The 17,609-nt window shown below is 73.4% G+C and carries 15 protein-coding genes; 1 reads left to right on the top strand and 14 read right to left on the bottom strand.

The genetic code is table 11. From position 1 onward, the window contains the following. Positions 1-23 precede the first annotated feature (23 nt). A complete protein-coding gene (gene argC, locus ACFO4E_RS12265) occupies positions 24-1,052 on the bottom strand; it encodes an N-acetyl-gamma-glutamyl-phosphate reductase (RefSeq protein WP_378573989.1) in 1,029 nt (342 codons plus the stop codon). A 197-nt stretch (positions 1,053-1,249) separates the two neighbouring features. On the opposite strand from argC, the gene ACFO4E_RS12260 reads away from it, so the two are divergent. Continuing rightward, a complete protein-coding gene (locus tag ACFO4E_RS12260; RefSeq protein ID WP_378573987.1) occupies positions 1,250-1,540 on the top strand; it encodes a hypothetical protein in 291 nt (96 codons plus the stop codon). Positions 1,541-1,601: 61 nt separating this feature from the next. Here the strand turns inward: ACFO4E_RS12260 and ACFO4E_RS12255 are convergent, their stop codons facing one another. The 13 genes from ACFO4E_RS12255 to ruvX form a co-directional block, all read right to left on the bottom strand. Beyond that, entirely contained in the window at positions 1,602-3,050 is a 1,449-nt protein-coding gene (locus ACFO4E_RS12255; RefSeq protein ID WP_378573985.1) for an NAD(P)/FAD-dependent oxidoreductase, read from the bottom strand. 154 nt (positions 3,051-3,204) lie between these two features. Then, positions 3,205-3,726, bottom strand: a complete 522-nt coding sequence (locus tag ACFO4E_RS12250) for a MarR family winged helix-turn-helix transcriptional regulator (protein WP_378573983.1) — start codon at positions 3,724-3,726, stop codon at positions 3,205-3,207. Positions 3,727-3,938: 212 nt separating this feature from the next. Then, a complete protein-coding gene (locus ACFO4E_RS12245) occupies positions 3,939-5,165 on the bottom strand; it encodes an aminotransferase family protein (RefSeq protein WP_378573981.1) in 1,227 nt (408 codons plus the stop codon). A 410-nt stretch (positions 5,166-5,575) separates the two neighbouring features. Continuing rightward, a complete protein-coding gene (gene pheT / locus ACFO4E_RS12240; protein ID WP_378573979.1) occupies positions 5,576-8,098 on the bottom strand; it encodes a phenylalanine--tRNA ligase subunit beta in 2,523 nt (840 codons plus the stop codon). Then, positions 8,098-9,216, bottom strand: a complete 1,119-nt coding sequence (gene pheS, locus ACFO4E_RS12235; protein ID WP_378573978.1) for a phenylalanine--tRNA ligase subunit alpha — start codon at positions 9,214-9,216, stop codon at positions 8,098-8,100. Before pheS ends, pheT begins: the two co-directional genes overlap by 1 nt. A 121-nt stretch (positions 9,217-9,337) precedes the next feature. Then, entirely contained in the window at positions 9,338-10,426 is a 1,089-nt protein-coding gene (locus tag ACFO4E_RS12230; protein WP_378573976.1) for a sensor histidine kinase, read from the bottom strand. 462 nt (positions 10,427-10,888) lie between these two features. Then, the gene (locus ACFO4E_RS12225) at positions 10,889-11,698 is read right to left on the bottom strand and encodes a TrmH family RNA methyltransferase (RefSeq protein WP_378573974.1); all 810 of its coding nucleotides are present in this window, start codon (positions 11,696-11,698) and stop codon (positions 10,889-10,891) included. An 18-nt stretch (positions 11,699-11,716) separates the two neighbouring features. After that, entirely contained in the window at positions 11,717-12,094 is a 378-nt protein-coding gene (rplT, locus tag ACFO4E_RS12220; RefSeq protein ID WP_378538312.1) for a 50S ribosomal protein L20, read from the bottom strand. Between the two features lie 166 nt (positions 12,095-12,260). After that, positions 12,261-12,452 carry a 50S ribosomal protein L35 gene (gene rpmI / locus ACFO4E_RS12215; protein ID WP_378538313.1) on the bottom strand — a complete coding sequence of 64 codons (192 nt, stop codon included), beginning with the start codon at positions 12,450-12,452 and terminating at the stop codon, positions 12,261-12,263. A gap of 192 nt (positions 12,453-12,644) precedes the next feature. Beyond that, on the bottom strand, positions 12,645-13,232 hold the full coding sequence (gene infC, locus ACFO4E_RS12210) for a translation initiation factor IF-3 (protein ID WP_378574037.1): 588 nt from the start codon (positions 13,230-13,232) through the stop codon (positions 12,645-12,647). A 537-nt stretch (positions 13,233-13,769) separates the two neighbouring features. After that, positions 13,770-14,621, bottom strand: coding sequence for a shikimate dehydrogenase (locus ACFO4E_RS12205; protein WP_378573973.1), 852 nt, complete (start codon positions 14,619-14,621; stop codon positions 13,770-13,772). Then, positions 14,618-17,107, bottom strand: a complete 2,490-nt coding sequence (gene mltG, locus ACFO4E_RS12200) for an endolytic transglycosylase MltG (RefSeq protein WP_378573971.1) — start codon at positions 17,105-17,107, stop codon at positions 14,618-14,620. Before mltG ends, ACFO4E_RS12205 begins: the two co-directional genes overlap by 4 nt. Beyond that, the gene (gene ruvX, locus ACFO4E_RS12195; RefSeq protein ID WP_378573969.1) at positions 17,104-17,586 is read right to left on the bottom strand and encodes a Holliday junction resolvase RuvX; all 483 of its coding nucleotides are present in this window, start codon (positions 17,584-17,586) and stop codon (positions 17,104-17,106) included. The genes mltG and ruvX overlap by 4 nt, the downstream gene beginning before the upstream one ends. Positions 17,587-17,609 lie beyond the last annotated feature (23 nt).

Below are 17,609 nucleotides of genomic sequence, written 5' to 3'. Positions count from 1 at the left end.
CGGGCGGTGCGGCGGGGCTCGCTCTAGGGGGCGAGGCCGGCCACGGGCAGGCCGTCGGTCTCGGCCAGGCCGAGGGCGATGTTGGCGCTCTGGAGGGCACCCCCCGCGGTGCCCTTGGTCAGGTTGTCGAGGGCGGCGATGGCGACCATGCGCCCGGCGGCTTCGTCGACGGTGACCTGGACCAGCGCGGTGTTGGCGCCGAGCGTCATGGCCGTGGTGGGCCAGGTGCCCTCGGGCAGCAGGTGCACGAAGGGCTCGTCGGCGAAGTGGCGGCGGTAGGTGTCGCGTACCGCGGCGGCGGTGGTGCCGGGCTTGAGCGGGGCGGTGCAGGTGGCGAGGATGCCGCGCGGCATGGGGGCGAGGACGGGGGTGAAGGAGAGCTTGACGGGCCCTCCGGTGATGCCCGACAGGTTCTGCACGATCTCGGGGTTGTGCCGGTGGGCGCCGCCCACCCCGTAAGGCGCGACCGAACCCATGACCTCGCTGCCGACGAGGTTGGGCTTGGGTGCCTTGCCCGCACCCGAGGTGCCGGTGACGGCGACGACGGTGAGGTCGGGCTCGACCAGGTCGTCGGCGAGCCCGGGGAACAGGGCCAGGGTGGCGGTGGTGACGTGGCAGCCGGGGACCGCGATGCGGGTGGCGCCGGCCAGGGCCGCGCGGGCGCCCGGGAGTTCGGGCAGGCCGTAGGGCCAGGTGCCGGCGTGCGGCGAGCCGTAGAACCGCTCCCAGGCCGCGGCGTCGCGCAGCCGGAAGTCGGCGCCGCAGTCGACGACGAGCACGCCGTCGCCGAGCTGCTCGGCGATGGCTGCGGACTGGCCGTGCGGGAGGGCGAGGAAGACGATGTCGTGCCCGGCGAGGGTGTCGGCGCCGGTGGTGGAGAGGACTCGGTCGGCCAGCGGGAGCAGGTGGGGCTGGTGGTCGCCCAGCCGGCTGCCCGCGCTGCCTCCGGCGGTGACCTCGCCGATGTCGATCGCCGGGTGGCCGAGCAACAGGCGCAGGAGCTCGCCGCCCGCGTACCCGCTGGCACCGGCGACCGCCGCTGTGTATCCCATCCGCCGAACTCCCCCCGCACCGAATGCTGCATGAACCATCATGCATGTCTATGTAATTTTATGCAACCCTCCCTCGATGATTCAGCGCCCGCCACCGGTACCGCCGGACCGGAAACTCGATTTCACCTGCGAGAACAGGGAGAACCGACCACAGGGCGACTACAATGCGAAGCATGTCGACTACGGAGGGAAATCGCATGAGACGCGCTGCTTCGATCCTCGGGTCCCTGCTCCTGACCACGGCGATCGCCGTCGCCGGCCCCACCGCCGCCCAGGCGGCCACCGGAACGCTGATCGTCAACGGGCACCCCGTCGAGAACCCCAGCGGCTGCTACGACGCCCGGGCCTGGCCGATGACGGTCGAGAACCGCACCGACCGCACCGCCGTCGTCCACTCCGGCCCCGGCTGCCTGGGGGACCGGGTCCGGGAGGTCGGCCCCGGCGCGGGCGTCGCCGGGGAGTTCGCCCTCAGCGTCTCCGTCCCGTAGGCCCGGCCCGCCCGCACGCCGCTCGTGCGCCGGTCCGGCGACCCGCCCGGCCGCCGCGGGGTCAGCGGCCCGCGATGCGGCCGGCGATGTCGGCCAGGCGGGAGGTGTGGGAGACGCGGTCGGACTCGCGGCGGTCGGCGCCGCGGTAGAGGCCGTGGACGACCTGGCTGCCCACCCAGCGCAGCGGCTCGGGCTCCCAGCCGCGGACGCGCCGGCCGACCCAGGGCAGCCGGGTGAGGTCGGTCTCGCGGCCCAGGACCAGGTCGCACAGCGTGCGTCCCGCGAGGTTGCTGGTGGTGACCCCGCTGCCGACGTACCCGCCGGCCCAGCCCAGCCCGGTTTCGCGGTCCAGGTGCACGGTGGGGCACCAGTCGCGCGGGACGCCGAGGACGCCCGACCAGGCGTGCGCGACCGGCACGGAGGCGGCCACCGGGAAGAGCCGGGCCAGCACCCGCCACAGCTCGGCGATCGCCTGCGGCGGGGTGGCGCCGTTGTCGTCGTGCCCGGAGCCGAACCGGTAGGGAGCGCCCCGCCCGCCGATGGCGATGCGGTCGTCGGACGTGCGCTGGGCGTAGATGTAGGCGTGCGCGGTGTCGCCGAGGACCTCGCGGCCCTCCCAGCCGATGTGCTCCCACATCTCGGCGCCCAGCGGCTCGGTGGCGATCATCGAGCTGCTCATCGGCAGCCAATCGCGGCGGCGGCCCTGGAGGGACGCCGTGAAGCCCTCGGTCGCGCGGATGACGTGCTCGGCGCCGACCTCGCCGTGGGGGGTCACCGCCGCGGCGCGCGCGCCGTCCTTGGCCGGGCGGATCTCGGTCACCGCGGTGTCCTCGAAGATGTCCACGCCCAGGGACTCGACGACCCGCGCGAGCCCGATCGCCAGTTTCGCGGGCTGGATGCGGGCGGCGTGGGGGCTGTGCGCCGCCGCCACGGCGCCGTCCACCTGGAGGCGCGGACCGCCGCCGGTCACCGGGTCGAGCAGGTAGAGGTCCTCAGGCCAGAACCCCCACTCCTGGAGGTAGCGGACCTCCTCCAGCAGGCGGGCCTGCTGGGCGGGGTTGGTGGCGACCAGCCGCATTCCGCCCTTGACGATGTCGGCGTCGATGCCCTCGGCCTCGGCGGTGGTGATGACCTCGTCGACCGACCGCATCATGGCGCGTTGCAGGGCGATCACCGCGCCCTTGCCGTGCGAGGACGCGTAGCGCTCGCGGGAGCCGGCGAACTCCGCCGAGAGCCAGCCGCCGTTGCGCCCGGAGGCGCCGAACCCCGCGAACTCCCGCTCCAGGATCGCGATGCGCAGGTCGGGCTGGGCCTTCTTCAGGTAGTAGGCGGTCCACAACCCGGTGTAGCCCCCGCCGACGACGCACACGTCGTAGTCGGCGGCCCCGGGGAGTGCGGCGCGCCGCTCCGGCAGGCCCGTCTGGCGGAACCAGAAGGAGACGGCACCGTTGCGGAACTCCGCCGACCGGGGAACGGCACGCATTTCGGCCGCGCTGGCGAAGAGTTTCATCGGGCTGCTCCCCCTGGTCATCTGGGTGGCGACTGCGTTGGATCGCCGCCAGATTATCTGGGTGTTTCGCACGATTTCACATGAGTTGCCGGATTACTGCGCGCAGCCGGACGCGGTCGGCCACGTCAACGGGCGCCCCCGCACGGGGTTCCGGTCATGCGCGGCCGGAAACGGCCGGACGCGGCGGCGTGTCGGCCGCCTCCGCGGCGCTGTCGCGCAGCGTGCGGGCGAGTTCGGCGAAGCGGCGCAGGCCGTCGGGGCCCAGCGGCGCCTGGACGTGTTCGCGGAGCAGCGCGACGTGCCGCTCACGCGCCTGCCCGGCGAGCTCCAGGCCCTCAGGGGAGAGCACCGCGTAGACGACCCGGCGGTCGGAGGGGCACGACTGGCGCACGAGGAGGCCCTTGCGCTCCAACCGGTCGGCGAGCTTGGTGAACCCGCCGCTGCTCAGGCTCACCTCGCGGGCGAGCCTGCTCATGGGCAGGCGGTGGCCGGGTGAGCGCTGGAGGCGGATGAGCACCTCGAACCACGGGCCGGCCATGTCGCCGCCGCCGGGGTCGATGCCGCGCAGCAGCAGCGGTTCGGTGGCGGTCATGGCCTCGTGGAGCAGCCCCCACGCGGTGATCAGTTCGTCGTCGTCCAGCCCGCCCGCCGGTGCCGCTTCCGCACCCTCGCGCATTGCCCCTCGCCCCCGATGCCTCGAATCATCCCGATCATATTCGAGAAATATCTTCCTGGCGAAAGGATTGAGGGGTGTGCCATGTGATGTTGCGGACATATGACGGGCATGTTCGCGGACATCCCCGTATCCTTCGCCCCTCCATGGCGGAGTGACGGCGAGGGCCGGCGCCGTGTCCCGTCGGGGACGCCGCGCCGGCCGGCGGCGTGCGGTCAGAGGTGGCGCGCGGCGACCGCGTCGAGCGCCGAGCGCAGCGTTGACGTCATGTGGTCGATCTGCTGCCAGGACACGATCAGCGGCGGCGACATCAGCAGCGACGTCGGAATCGCGCGCAGCACCACACCGCGCGCTCTGGCCTCCTGGAACACTTCGTCGGTGGTGATCCCGTGCTCCATGAGGGCCTTCTCGGTCAGCTCCACCGCCGCCATCACGCCAACACCGGAGCGGACCTCGCGCACGAGCGGATGGTCGCTCAGGGTGCGCAGGGACACGTCGAGGTGCGCCTCGACCTCCAGGGACGCGGTGAACAGGTCCTCGCGCTCCAGGATGTCGAGGTTGGCCAGCGCGGCGGCGCAGCACGTGGGGTGGCCGGCGTAGGTGGTGCCGTGGATGAACGGGTTGCCCGGGTGGTTCCAGAACGGGTCGGCGATCTCCCCGCTGGTGATGACACCGCCAAGGGGCAGGTAACCGCTGGTCACCCCCTTGGCGAAGACGATCATGTCGGGCGACACGCCGAAGCGCTCGACACCGAACCAGTCGCCCATGCGGCCGAACGCGCAGATGACGCTGTCGACGATGAACAGCACGCCGTAACCGCGGCACAGTTCCGCGACCCGCGCGAAGTAGTCGGGCTCGGGCGCGTACACCCCGCCGGCCCCGATCACGGGCTCGGCGAAGAACGCCGCGACGTTCTCGGGCCCCACCCGCTGGATCTCCTGCTCCAGGGCCTCGACGGAGTCGTGCGGCACCACCGACGTCTGCTCGATGAGCGGTCCGAAACCGGCCCGGAAGCGGTCCATGCCCATGCTCGTGCCGAAACCGTGGAGCCCGTGGTAGCCCCCGGTGCGGCTGATCAGGTGCGTCTTGGCCGGGCTGCCGAGCGCCGCCCAGTAGCGCCGGGCCAGCTTGCTGGCGGTCTCGATGGATTCGCCGCCGCCGCAGGTCAGGATGACCCGGGGATCGGCCACCGGCGCGTGGGACGCCAGCCGCGCGCTGAGTTCGAGCGCCGGGCCGTTGGCGAAGTCACCGTAGACGGTGTAGGCGTCGAGCGTGGTGATCTGCTTGTGTACGGCATCGGCGATCTCGGCTCGTCCGTGACCCACGTTGCAGTACCACAGGCTCGCGGTGCCGTCGAGGTAGCGGTCACCGTTCTCGTCCCAGAGCCAGGCCCCCTCCGCGCGGGACACCACGAATTCCGGTCCCTTGGAGACGGTGTTCATGTTGCAGAAGGTATGCCAGAGACGGCCGGGCTCCGGCTGCTCCCTCGTTTTGCGCGCATACGAAACCACTGTTTCGGTCATAAAGCGACCTCCGAGCCGAGTCGTGCGTGAGAACGCACCAAGAAAACGCCGAATGAAACAGCTGTTCCGCGAGTGCCCGGCGTGCCCGGATCGCGGCAGGTGCCTGCAGATTAGATTGTGAAGAGGCCCGGGTGCAAGGGACGAAACAAGGAGTAATCCCCGGATTTACAAACATCATTCCGACTACCCCCCGACCTCCTCGCCCAAACCCCATCCGACCTGCGAGGACATGCCGAAAAAAACTTCTGCGCAACGGCCGCGGCCCCGCCGCTTCCGGCCCTCAAGGGGCGGGAGGCGGCGGGGCCGCGGGGGCCGTGGCGCCGGATCGCTCAGCCGCGCAGAACCGCGCCCGTTCGCTCCGCCGCGACGGCCACCGCGGCGTCGCGCGCCGCCGTGATCTCCTCGGCCTTGAGCGTGCGGTCGGCGGCCCGGAATCGCAGGCTGAAAGCGAGCGACGTGCGCCCCTCGCCGATCTGCTCTCCGGTGTACACGTCGAACAGCCGTACGCTCTCCAGCAGTTCGCCGGCCCCGGCGCGCAGCGCCTCCTCGACGTCGCCGGCGGGCACGCCGGAATCGACCGCCAACGCGACGTCCTGCACCGCGACGGGGTACGTCGAGATCTCCGGAGCCGACGGCGCCGTCCGCACCGCCTCGATCAGGTCGAGCCCGATCTCCATGGCGACCGTACGGGCCGGCAGGCCGAACGCCTGCACGACACGCGGGTGCAGTTCGCCGGCGTAGCCCACCGGCCGCTCCGCATCGCCGTCGGCGACCGACAGCACGGCGCACCGGCCCGGGTGCCACGGCGCGCGCTGCGCCGCCGCCACCCGCAGTTCGACGCCTGCCGCGCGGCCTACGATCCGGGCCGCCTCGATGGCGTCGGCCCAGATCGCCGCGCGGCCCTCGCCCCACCAGCCCGAATGCTCCCACGCGCCGGCCAGCACGGCGGCGACCCGGCGCGGCTGCTCGGGAAGCGCCGCCTCCAGCGCCGCGAGTTCCTCGGGGGTGGGGCCGCGGTCCACGGGCGGCATCGGCGCGGTGCCGGCGGCCCCGGCCCGCGGCAGGTAGACCTGGCCGACCTCGTACAGCGCGACGTCGGGGAACCCCCGGCCGACGTTGCGGGCGAGGGCCTTGAACAGCCCGGGCAGCAGCGTGGTGCGCAGCAGCGGTTCGTCGTCGTTGAGCGGGTTGGCCAGGCGCAGCGAGGCACGGCGGTCGTCGTCCTCGGCGAGCTGGAGGCCATCGAGGTCGCGCTGCCCGCTGAACGGGTAGCTGAGGACCTCGGTGAACCCGGCCCCCGCCAGCGAGCGGCCGACGGAGCGGCGCAGCCGCTGGCCGGGGGTGAGCCCGCGGCCGGCCGGGGCGCGCGGGGGGATGGCCGGGATGTTCTCGTAGCCCTCGTAGCGGATGACCTCCTCGGCGAGGTCGTTGGGGTCGGTGAGGTCGGGCCGCCAGGTGGGCGGGGTGACCCGCAGCAGGTCGCCCTCCTCCTCGACCGTGCAGCCCACCTGCCGCAGCCGCGCCACGGTGGTATCGCGCGAGTACGGCACCCCGGCGACGGCACCGGCGTGGCCGGCGCCGATCACGATCGGCGCGGGCGCGGCGCCGTCGAAGGCCACGTGCGTGTACCCGGGCTCGACCACGGCTCCCGCCAGCTCGGCGAGCAGCCGCACCGCGCGGGTGGCCGCGGCCACCTGCACGGCGGAGTCGACCCCGCGCTCGAAGCGCCGCGAGGACTCCGAGGACAGCCCGTGGCGGCGCGAGGTGCGCGCGATGTGGGTCTCGGCGAAGTGCGCGGCCTCGATGAGCACCTGGGCGGAGCCGCGCTCGGCCTCGGGGCCGGCATCGGTGTCGATCTCGGTGGCGAGCCCGCCCATGACGCCGGCGATGTTGATGGGCCCGGAGTCGTCGGTGATCACGATGTCGTCGGGGTCGAGCGTCCGCTTGACGTGGTCGAGCGTCTCCAGCCGCTCGCCCGTGCGGGCCAGGCGCACCCCGATCGGGCCCCGGATCTTCGCGTGATCCCAGGCGTGCAGCGGCTGGCCGGTCTCCATCATCACGTAGTTGGTGACGTCGACCGCCAGCGCGATGGAGCGCACGCCGGTCAGCGCCAGGCGGCGCTTCATCCACGGCGGGGTGGGCGCGGCGGGGTCGAACCCCGAGACCGCGCGCAGCACGTAGCGCGAGCAGACCTCGGGGCCCTGGACCTCGACCGCGTGGCCCTCGCCCGGGGCGCCGTCGGCGTCGATGTCGGCGGGGTCGCGGAAGGCGGTGCCGTACAGGGCGGCCGCCTCGCGCGCCACCCCGCGCATGGACAGCGCGTAGCCGCGGTCGGGGGTGACGGCGATGTCGAGCACGTCGTCGCGCAGCCCCAGCAGGGCGAAGGCGTCGGCGCCCGGCTCGGCGAAGCCCTCGGGCAGCACCACGATGCCCTCGTGGTCCTCCCACAGCTCCAGCTCGGAGGCCGAGCAGATCATGCCCTCGGAGAGCCGCCCGTAGGTCGTGCGCGCGCTGATCTCGAACCCGCCCGGCAGCACCGCGCCGGGCAGCGAGACCACGACAAGGTCGCCTTCGGCGAAGTTGCGGGCGCCGCAGACGATGCTCTGCGGCTCGCCGGTGCCGTTGGCCGCGCCGACGTCCACCGAGCAGTGCCGGATGGGCTTCTTGAAACCGGTCAGCTCCTCGATGCCGAGGACGCGCCCGACGACGATCGGGCCGGAGAGGCCGGCGCCGACCTCGTCGACGGTCTCGACCTCCAGGCCGGCGCCGATCAGCGCGGCGGCGAGGTCGCGCGCCGAGACACCGCCGGGCAGGTCGACGTACTCGCGGAGCCAGGAAACGGGGACGCGCATCAGATCTCCATCCCGAACGCCGAGGTGAAGCGCACATCGCCCTCGACCATGTCGTGCATGTCCTTCACCCCGCGGGCGAACATCAGCGTCCGCTCCACGCCCAGGCCGAACGCCCACCCGCTGTAGCGCGAGGTCTCGACGCCGGCGGCGGTGAGAACGCGCGGGTTGACCACGCCGCAGCCGCCGATCTCGATCCAGCCCTCGGAGCCGCAGGTGCGGCAGGGCGCATCGGGGTCGCCCACCGACGCGCCGCGGCAGACGAAGCACTCCATGTCGACCTCGGCCGACGGCTCGGTGAAGGGGAAGTAGGACGGCCGGAACCGGGTCCGCAGGCCGCTGCCGAACATGCCCTCGACGAAGGCGTCGATCGCGCCGCGCAGGTGTGCGAGGGTGATGCCCTCGTCGACGACCAGGCCCTCCAGCTGGTGGAACACGGGGCTGTGGGTGGCGTCGAGCTCGTCGGTGCGGTAGGTGGCGCCCGGCGCGACCACGTAGACCGGCGGCTCGCGGTCCAGCAGGGCGCGGATCTGCACGGGCGAGGTGTGCGTGCGCATGACCAGCCCGGATTCGCCGCCCGCGGGCGACTCGACGAAGAACGTGTCCTGCATGCTGCGCGCGGGGTGGTCGGGCAGGAAGTTGAGCGCGTCGAAGTTGAACCACTCGGCTTCGACCTCGGGGCCTTCGGCGACCTCGAAGCCCATGCCCACGAAGATGTCGGCCATGCGCTCGGCGATGGTGGTCAGCGGGTGCCGCGCGCCGCGCGGGGCCCGGTCCCAGGGCAGGGTGACGTCGACGGCCTCCTCGACGAGGACGCGGGAGTCGCGCTCCTCCTCCAGCACGGCCTGGCGGGCCTTGACGGCCTCGGCGACATCGCGGCGGGCGCCGCCGACGCGCTTGCCGGCCTCGGCCTTGGCCGCCGGGGGCAGCGCGCCGATCTCGCGGTTGGCCAGTGCCAGCGGCGACCGGTCGCCGGCGTGCGCGATCCGGACCTCCTTCAGCCCCTCCAGGGAGGCGGCCCCGGCGATGGCGGCGAGCGCCTCCTCGCGCATCCGGGCGACCTCCTCGGGATGCAGCGGGGTCACTTCGACCGGGTCGTATGAACTGTTGGGTGCAGACATGGTTGATTGCCTCGCCGCCCGGCCCTGGGCGGGCAGGACGGTGGTTCCGGCCCGCGGGATCAGCGGGCTCAATCCGATAGGGAAGCCGGAGGTCCGCCCGCCGTGGCCCGATCCGGTCCGCTCAGGCGAACTCGGGGGTGCCGGCGGGCACGGTAAATCGGAACTCCGCACCGCCACTGGGTGCGCGGCCGACCGTGATCGCGCCGCCGTGGGCCTCGACCAGCCCCTTGACGATGAACAGCCCGAGGCCGGTCCCGCCGCGCCGCTTGGTGCGCCAGAACCGGCGGAAGACGCGCGGAACGGCTTCGGGCGCGATGCCCTTGCCCTCGTCGCGCACCGACACGGCCGTTCCCCCCTCGTTCGGCTCGATCACAATGGTGACAGTACCAGCGCCGTGCCGCACGGCGTTTTCGACCAGGTTCGCCATGATCTGCTCGACCTTGTCGGCATCGAGCCACATCTCGGGCAGCGGACCGTGGACCTCCAGGCGGTAGCGCTCCTGGGACTCCCCCGCCGCGACGCGCCCGGCGACCAGGCGGCGGGCGAGGTCGGGCAGGTCGACGAGTTGGCGGCGGACCTCCAGGCGGCCCGACTCGATGCGCGAGACGCTGAGCAGCTCGGTGATGAGGCGCGTGACCCGGTCGGCATCGGAGTTGACGGTCTCCAGCATGAAGATCTTCTGCTTGTCGGTGAGCCGCCCCCACTTGGCGAGCAGGGTCGCGGTGAAGCCCTTGACACTGGTCAGGGGCGACCTCAGCTCATGGGCGACCGTGGAGACGAGGTCGGCGCGGCTGCGTTCGCCGCGCGCGCGGTGCGAGGCGTCGCGCAGCGTGACCACGAGCCGGGACAGCTCCCCCAGGGGCTGGTCGCGCAGGTAACGCGCCGCCATGAGGATCTCGCGGCCGTCGGCGAGGAACAGCGATCGCTCGGGCTGGCGGGTGCGGATGCGCAGCCCGCCATAGGGGTCGCTGGACTTCCACCAGTCGCGTCCGTCGGAGTCGTGCAGGGGGAGGACGTCGCGGAAGTCCCGGCCGACCGCGTGCTCGGCGGTGACGCGCGCCAGGCGCGCCGCCATGCGGTTGAACACCACCACGCGGCCGTCGGCGTCGGCGATGATCACGCCGTCGGGCAGGTCCTCGGCCGACAGCAGTGGGCCGTTCGCGCCCCCCGGCCCGGTGCCGTCCCGATCCCCCGCATGGTCGCCGCCCACGACCGCCTCCCCACACCCTCATGTGACCGCCCGCGCCGCTCGCGCACGCGTGGAATCGGCCGCGGCGTCGCGACGCCGTGATCGATCGCCCGTGTCACCCGGGACTTCATTACCCGCCCAACTCGCCCGCTACGCTCCGGAACACCGGCCGGGGGCAGCGGAATGCGCGATCGGCATGGTCCGCACGTCGGCCTGGTGATGAGAGGTCGAGCGTATCGGCAACAGAGGGTGGTCGGGCAACCCGCGGAAGTCCCGACAAAGGACACAAAAGACCCGAGCGACGGGGTGCGGCGCCGGCCGGGCCGAGTGACCCGTTGCGGGCGGCGAACGCGGAAAGCGGCCGCGGCGCGCGCCGCGCCGCCGGGACCGGCGGTGTCCGAGAGGGGTGCCGCCCCCGGGGCCCTACCCCTCTGACGCATGGCACCGGCGGCGCGCCGCCCGCGCGGCGGGCGCGACCGGGTGTCAGGCCCGCTGCTGGCGGGCTGTGGTGTAGAGGCACACCGCGGCGGCGGTGGCGAGGTTGAGGCTTTCGGCGCCGCCGTAGATCGGGACGCTGACCGCGCCGTCCGTCAGGGCGACGGTCTCCTCGGGCAGGCCCCACGCCTCGTTGCCGAAGACCCAGCCGACCCTGCCGTCGAGCGAGCCGGAATCGGCCGCGGCGTGCAGGTCGCGGTCACCGCCGCCATCGGCGGCGAAGACACTGGCGCCCTGGCCGCGCAGGTGGTCCACCGCCTCGGCGATGGGCAGCCCCACGACGACCGGGAGGTGGAACAGGCTTCCGGCGGAGGCCCGGACGCACTTGCCGTTGTAGGGGTCGACGGAGGCGTCGGTGAAGATCACGACATCGGCGCCCGCGGCGTCGGCGGTGCGCAGTACCGTTCCGGCGTTGCCGGGATCGCGGACGTGGGAGAGCACGGCCGCCAAGCGGATCTCCCCGACGTCGGAGATGGGGACGTCGACGAAGTCGCAGACGGCGAGGACCCCCTGGGGGGTGACGGTCTGCGCCAGCTCCGCCATGACCTCCAGGCTGACCCGGTGCACCGGGATGTCGCGCGCGTAGGCGGCGTCGATGAGGTCGGCGTGGCGCTGGACCGCCTCGGAGGTGGCGTACAGCTCGTGCACGCCCTGCCGCGGGGCCGCCAGCGCCTCGCGTACGGCCTGCGGCCCCTCGGCGAGGAAGCGCTTCTCGCGCCGCCGGAATGCGCGTTTGGCGAGCCGACGAGCCCCCTTGATTCGGGGCGACCGGATACTCGTGAACTCGTGGCTCGCCATCGCGGTTCGTCCGTGGCCTTAGGCCGCGGCCTGCGAAGGCGCGGGCAGCGCCTGCTTCGCGGTCTCCACGAGCGTGGCGAACGCGGCTTCGTCGTTGACGGCCAGCTCCGCGAGCATGCGGCGGTCGACCTCGATGCCGGAGAGCTTCAGGCCCTGCATGAACCGGTTGTAGGTCAGGCCGTTGGCGCGGGCCCCGGCGTTGATGCGCTGGATCCACAGCCGACGGAACTGGCCCTTCCGGTCCTTGCGGTCCCGGTAGGCGTAGGTCATCGAGTGGAGCATCTGCTCCTTGGCCTTGCGGTACAGGCGCGACCGCTGGCCGCGGTACCCGCTGGCCCGTTCGAGGACGACCCGGCGCTTCTTCTTGGCGTTGAGAGCCCGCTTCACGCGTGCCACTGGAACTCCCTTGTGGGTTGCCGGCGCGCGATCACCGCGCGACCGGTCGGCCTATCCGGCGAGGCCGGCGGGCCGTACGGAACGTGGACGTCCGACCGGGTGGAGCCGATCGCGGGCGGTGCGCACCGCGACGCGGGCCGGTTGGGACGTTGGCTGGGGAACGGCGTCAGCCGAGCAGCTTCTTGATCTTCTTGGTGTCGGCCGGGGCCAGCTCGACGTCACCGGTGAGGCGGCGGGTGCGCTTGGTCGGCTTGTGCTCCAGCAGGTGGTTCTTGTTGGCACGGCGGCGCATGATCTTGCCGGAGCCGGTCACGCGGAAACGCTTGCTGGCCCCACTGTGGGATTTGTTCTTCGGCATGTCGCCGTCGTCTCCTACTTCACTCGGGCACGCCGCCGGGGCATCGGCGGCGTGCGAATCTGCTCTGCGGTGGCACAGGGGCCGGCGCACGGCTCACGCTGCCGCGGGTGCTTGCGCGGACCCGCGGCAGCGCGGTACGAATCCCCGGCACTGCCGGGTGGGACCCTGTCCGAGGGGCCGCCGGTCCGGGGATCAGCTCCCCTGGCCGGCCTGCTCCTGCTCGCGCGCCTCACGGCGGGGCTTGACGTTCCCGGCGGCGGCACGGGCCTCGGCCTTGTGCTCGGAACGGCGCTTGTGCGGGCCGATCACCATGACCATGTTGCGGCCGTCCTGCTTCGGAGCGGACTCCACCGCGCCGAGCTCCTGGACGTCCTCGGCCAGCCGGGCCAGCAGGCGGCGCCCCAGCTCCGGGCGCGACTGCTCACGGCCGCGGAACATGATCGTCACCTTGACCTTGTCCCCGCCCTTCAGGAACCGCACCACGTGACCCTTCTTGGTCTCGTAGTCGTGCGGGTCGATCTTCGGGCGGAGCTTGATCTCCTTGATGATCGTGTTCGACTGGTTCTTGCGCGATTCGCGCGCCTTGACCGCGGACTCGTACTTGTACTTGCCGTAGTCCATCAGCTTGGCGACCGGCGGACGGGCGGTCGGTGCGACCTCGACGAGGTCGAGGTCGGACTCCTGTGCGAGACGCAGCGCGTCCTGCACGGGCACGATGCCGACCTGCTCACCGTTGGGTCCGACGAGACGGACCTCGGAAACCCTGATGCGGTCATTGATGCGGGGCTCTGCGCTGATGGGACCCCTCCCTAGCTTTGTCGGAATTACCGTTCGTGGGGGGTCACCCGGTCCCGTGGGCCCGAACGCGAAAAACCCCGCCAGCTGAGTGCAAGCGGGGTGATCCACCGGAATACGCCGACGGCGGCGAAGGTCACCCTTCGCCAACGTCCTGCGCCGCCCGCAAGGGGCGACGACGACGCCGCGCGTCGTCGACCGGGACCTACACGGGTCGAGGCCCGGCAGGTGGGAGGATCCGCCTCCGCTTACGTGTCCGGCACACGAGTGCGCCGGATCAGGTCAGGAATCCACTCTATCAGGAAATCGGCCACCGCCATCCGTACGGTGTCTCCCGCTCAGCCCGCGGGGCGTCCTCAAGGCGGAGCCAGTCCGGGGGGACCGTCCTCGTCGCGGCGCGCTCCCTCGTTCCCCGGTCGCACACCACTCCTCAGTCCGGCCGCCACCGGCAGGCACGCTCCGTGTTTCCCACACGGCCTAATGGGTCACCCCGAAATACCACAACATCCGCGGCGGCCGGCGCTATTCCCCGGCTCCTCCGGCCGCGGCGCGCCGCAGCAGTTCGGACTCGCCCGCTCGGCGCATCGCCTCGATCGGCGCCTGCTCGGCACCGGTCATCAGCTCCACCTGGAGCGCGGCCTGGTGCAGCAGCATCGGGAACCCGCCGACGACCGTCCGCCCGGCGGCGGCCACGGCCGCCGCCAGAGCCGTGGGCCACGGGCTGTAGACGACGTCGAACAACGCGGCCGGCCCCGCGGCCACCGCCTCCGCGAAAGGATCGGCGGCGCCGGCGGGGAGCGTGGACACCACCAGGTCGACATCGACCCGGTCGGCGGTCTCCGGCAGCGGGGCCGTGGCGATCCTCAGCGCCATGCGCTCGGCCGCCCGGACCACCCCCTCGGCCCGCGCCGGATCCCGCGCGAGCACGGTGATCGCCCCGGGCTCCACCGCGCCCAGGCGGCCGAGGGCCGCCACCGCGGACGCGGCGGTGGCCCCGCCGCCGAGGACCGCCGCCGTGCGCACGCGGGTGATGCCCGCGTCGCGCAGGGCGCCGACGACCCCGGCGACGTCGGTGTTGCGGACCAGCAGCCGCCCCGAACCGAACAGCAGGGTGTTGGCGACCCCCACCTCGCGCGAGGTGGTGTCGGCGTCGTCGGCGAGGTCCATGACCGCGCGTTTGAGCGGCATGGTCAGCGACAGGCCCGCCCAGGAGTCGTCGCGGCTCTTGAGGAACCCGGCCAGGCCGGCCTCGTCGCATTCGATCCGCTCATAGGTCCACTCACCGGCGAGCCCCAACGCGGCGTAGGCCGCTTGGTGCAGGACGGGCGACAGGGAGTGGGCGATCGGCGAGCCCAGGACCGCGGCGCGCTTCACGAGGCGGCCTGCTGATTCGCCTCGAACTCCGCCTTGAGCACCTCGAACTCCTCATAGGTCTCGGCGAACTCGGTGACCCCGTTCTCCGGGTCCGTGGCCACGAAGTACAGCCATCCGCCGTCGGCCGGGGCGAGGGCGGCCTCGATGGCGTCCTCCCCGGGACTGACGATCGGCCCGACGGGCAGCCCCGTGCGCCCGTAGGTGGCGTAGCCGCTGTCGGCCGCCTTGCAGGCGTCGAGCTGGTCGTTGGTCAGGGCGATCCCGTACTCCTCGATCACATAGAAGCACGTGCTGTCCATCCCCAGCTCCATGCCCTGGTCGATCCTGTTGTAGACGACCCTGGAGATCTTGGGCATGTCCTCGGGCGTACCCGATTCCGCCTGGATGATCGCCGCGATCGACATGATCTCGTTGGGGGTCAGGTCGCGTTCGCCCGCCGCCGCCTCCAGGTTCGTGGACTGGGCCGCCTGGTCGAACCTGGCCACCATCCGCTGGAGGACCTCGGCCGCGTCGTCGCCCGGGGACACGGCGTAGGTGTCGGGGAAGAGGTAGCCCTCAGGGCCCTCATCGGCGTACTCGGGCAGTCCCAGCGCCTCGGTGTCGGCGTAGGCCGCCTCCAGGTCCTCGATCGGCAGACCGGCTTCCTCCGCGAACTTCTCCAGGATCTTCGTCGAGCGCAGCCCTTCCTGGATGGTGACCTGCACGCCGACCCGCGACGCGGGGTCGAGCAGCAGCGCCACGGCCGCGGCGCCGCTCATCCCCTCGCGGAGGCGGTAGGTGCCCGGCGTCACGCCGGCGCCCTGGCCGTCGAGCGCGTTGAGGAAGGCGCGCGAACTCGCCACGACGCCCTGTTCCTCCATGGACGCCGCGACCGCGGCCCCGGACGCGCCGTCCTCCACGGTCACCTCGACCTCGCCGGAGCCCTCACCGTCGAAGTCGGGCGGGAACAGGTACCGGCTCCCGGCGTAGCCCCCGCCGGCGACGGCCACGACAGCGACCGCCACCACGATGGCGACGCCCTTCTTCCCGCGTTCGGCGGTGCGGCCCCGGCGCCGGGAGGCGGGCTCCGCCCCGCGCGCCCCGCGTCCGCGCTTGCCCCTGCCACGGGGGCGGGGGGCCTCCGCCGCGGACTCGGACTCCGCGTCGTCGTAGGCGTCCTCGTCGTCCTCCGGCTCCGGGGCGGCGCGGCGCGACCGGCGCCCGCCCTCGGCACGCGGTGCGCGCCCGTCGTCCGTACGTGCCCCGCGGCCGCGTGCGCGGCGGCCACGGCCGGCCTCCGCGCCCGCTCCGGGATCGGACTCCGGCTCCGCTGCCTCCTCGTCCGCGAACTCGTCCTCGACATCCGCCGGCACCGCGCCCCGGCGCGGCCGGCGGCCGGCCTCGGCACGGGACCCGCGCTCGTCCTCCGGACGCGCGGCGCGCCCGCCCCGGCGGCGGCCGCGTGCGGGCTCCGCCTCCGAGTCGTACTCGTCGTCGTGCCATCCGTCGGCCTCGGACTCCGCCGCGACGGCCGCGCCGCGGCGGGACCGGCGGGGGGCGGTATCCGGGTCGTCCGCGCCGTCGGCGGCGGAGCGGCGGCGTCGGCCGCGCCGGTGGTCGTCGGCGGGGTCCTCCGCTGTGTCGGTCGCGGGGGGATCGGCGAGGGCGGCGCCGCGGCGCCTGCGCGGCGGCGGTACGTCGCCCGGCTCCGGGGCGTCTTCTTCTCCCCCCGCGAGGGCGTCGGGCTCCTCAACGGGGTCGCGCCGGCGCCGGCGGCGCGGGGCGGGCTCGTCGTCGCGCTCCCGGGGGCGCTTGCGGCGCACGGGAACGGAGTCGAAGTCGAGCACCCGGGGCTGCACGGGCGCGAAGTCCGGTTCGGGCTCGTCGTCGCGCTCGGCCCAGGGGGCGGATTCCTCGGCGTCGTGCCCGGCGCGGCGGTGGCGGCGCCCGCGCGGGGCGGAATCGGCGGGCGGGGTCGGTCCGGTGCCGGGTTCGGCGGCACGGCGGCGCCGCCCCGGCTCGTGGGGCCGTTCGTCGAGGTCGTCGGGCCCGGTTTCGATCGGCCCGGTGCCGTGGCGTCCCCGGCCGGGATCGGGGGTGCCCGCGGCGGCGAAGGGATCGGTTCCGGTAACGGTAGCGGATCCGCGGCCGGGACCTGCGGGGTCGTCCGCGCGGTGGCGGCGCCCCCGAGGGCGCTCGGGGTCGGGGTCGAGGGGGTGGGGTGCGGGTCGCCGGGCGGGAGGCGCGTCGCTGCGGACGGCCCCCGCCCGGGCGCGTTCGGCCCGCCAGACGTCCTCGGCCCGGGGGCGGGCCTGTTGTTCCCACCCGCCGGTGACGGGAGCGGGGTCGGGTGTGGCGGAGGGCCCGCCCGGGGAGGTCCAGGGATCGGTGGCGGAAGGCTCGGTGCCGGACGCGCGCGGCCACGGATCGCTCAGGGGGTCGGGGTCGCGTTCGCGCTCCCGGCGCCTGCGGCCGCGCCGATCATCATAGGGATCGTTGTCGCTCATGAGGGGTTCTCTCCGACGGCTTCCCCCGGTGGACGGCCGGTCCGCCGTTCGGTGTCGAGCGCGTTCTGCAACAGGACGGTCGCGGCGGCCTGGTCGATGACCGACCGGCGCGCCCTTCCGCCGCGTGCTCCGCGCTTGCCGAAGGCGGCGCCGGACCGGAGCTGGCCGTGTGCGGTGACGGTGGTCAGCCGCTCGTCGACCAGCCGGACGGGGATGGGGGCGAGGGCTCGGGCCAGGGCGGTGGCGAAGGCACGGGCCCCGCGGGCGGCGGGTCCCTCCTCGCCGGACAGGGAAGCGGGGTAGCCGACGATGACCTCGCGCGCCTCGTGCTCCAGCACCAGGTGCGCGATCCGGTCAAGGTCGCCCGCCCCGCGCCGCACCGTCTCCACCGGGGTGGCCAGGATTCCACTGGGATCACTCGCGGCGACCCCGATCCGGGCGTCGCCGGGGTCGACCGCGAGTCGTACTCCGTGCCTCAACGGCGGCACTCCCCCACCGGAGG

The sequence above is a fragment of the Nocardiopsis mangrovi genome, from assembly GCF_042653925.1.
Lineage (GTDB): Bacteria > Actinomycetota > Actinomycetes > Streptosporangiales > Streptosporangiaceae > Nocardiopsis_B > Nocardiopsis_B mangrovi.
This window is presented reverse-complemented; position numbering and strand designations above follow the sequence as displayed.

Bases quoted from the DNA above. Each gene is read 5' to 3' on its own strand.
- argC (WP_378573989.1), bottom strand. From the start codon at position 1,052: ATGGGATACACAGCGGCGGTCGCCGGTGCCAGCGGGTACGCGGGCGGC.
- ACFO4E_RS12260 (WP_378573987.1), top strand. From the start codon at position 1,250: ATGAGACGCGCTGCTTCGATCCTCGGGTCCCTGCTCCTGACCACGGCG.
- ACFO4E_RS12255 (WP_378573985.1), bottom strand. From the start codon at position 3,050: ATGAAACTCTTCGCCAGCGCGGCCGAAATGCGTGCCGTTCCCCGGTCG.
- ACFO4E_RS12250 (WP_378573983.1), bottom strand. From the start codon at position 3,726: ATGCGCGAGGGTGCGGAAGCGGCACCGGCGGGCGGGCTGGACGACGAC.
- ACFO4E_RS12245 (WP_378573981.1), bottom strand. From the start codon at position 5,165: ATGAACACCGTCTCCAAGGGACCGGAATTCGTGGTGTCCCGCGCGGAG.
- pheT (WP_378573979.1), bottom strand. From the start codon at position 8,098: ATGCGCGTCCCCGTTTCCTGGCTCCGCGAGTACGTCGACCTGCCCGGC.
- pheS (WP_378573978.1), bottom strand. From the start codon at position 9,216: ATGTCTGCACCCAACAGTTCATACGACCCGGTCGAAGTGACCCCGCTG.
- ACFO4E_RS12225 (WP_378573974.1), bottom strand. From the start codon at position 11,698: ATGGCGAGCCACGAGTTCACGAGTATCCGGTCGCCCCGAATCAAGGGG.
- rpmI (WP_378538313.1), bottom strand. From the start codon at position 12,452: ATGCCGAAGAACAAATCCCACAGTGGGGCCAGCAAGCGTTTCCGCGTG.
- mltG (WP_378573971.1), bottom strand. From the start codon at position 17,107: ATGAGCGACAACGATCCCTATGATGATCGGCGCGGCCGCAGGCGCCGG.